The 728-nt window shown below is 70.6% G+C and carries 1 pseudogene; it reads left to right on the forward strand.

What is annotated here, in order from left to right:
* Positions 1–131: 131 nt before the first annotated feature.
* Positions 132–620 (forward strand): annotated as a pseudogene (locus MKK69_RS14140) (DNA translocase FtsK); the annotation flags it as partial.
* Positions 621–728 lie beyond the last annotated feature (108 nt).

Below are 728 nucleotides of genomic sequence, written 5' to 3' on the forward strand. Positions count from 1 at the left end.
CGCGAGTCGATCTTGCTGGTCACCTGGAAGCTGATCCGGGTCGGGAAGTTGGCCTTGATCGTGCCGGTGATCACGTCCACCGACGGGCGCTGGGTCGCCATGATCAGGTGGATGCCGGCCGCGCGGGCCATCTGGGCGAGATGGGCGCCGAGCAGCTGCTCGGTCAGGGCGACATGCTGTTCATGGCCGGCGGCGGGCGCACGACCCGGGTGCACGGGCCGTTCTGCTCGGACAGCGAGGTCGAGACCGTGGTCGCCCATCTCAAGCGCCAGGGCCGCCCGAGCTACCTCGACGCCGTCACGGCCGACGACGCTGCCGAGGAGCCCGCCAAGGAGGGCGGCCGGTCCGGCCGGGGTTCGAAGGCCGCGGCCGACAAGGCCGAGCGGTCCGACGAGCCCGAGGAGGAGGCCCCCGTCTTCGATATCGGCGCCTTCGCGGCGGCGACCGGCGGCGAATCCGACGACCTCTACAAGCAGGCGATCGAGGTCGTGCTGCGCGACCAGAAGGCGTCGACCAGCTGCACCCAGCGCCGCCTTCAGATCCGCTACAACTGCGCCGCCTCGCTCATGGAGCGGAGAGACCTCGATGCGATCGTCGACCAGTCCAACCACGCCGGCTAGCGCGAGACCCTGGTGCGGGAGCCGGTTGGCCGACGTGGGCCTGCCGGTGTACCCGCCCCCGCAGAGGCACGCGTATTCCCACGAACCGTCCGAGAGATCCCCGATGTC

It is taken from the genome of Methylobacterium sp. J-026 (assembly GCF_022829585.1).
In the GTDB taxonomy this organism is placed as follows: Bacteria; Pseudomonadota; Alphaproteobacteria; order Rhizobiales; family Beijerinckiaceae; genus Methylobacterium.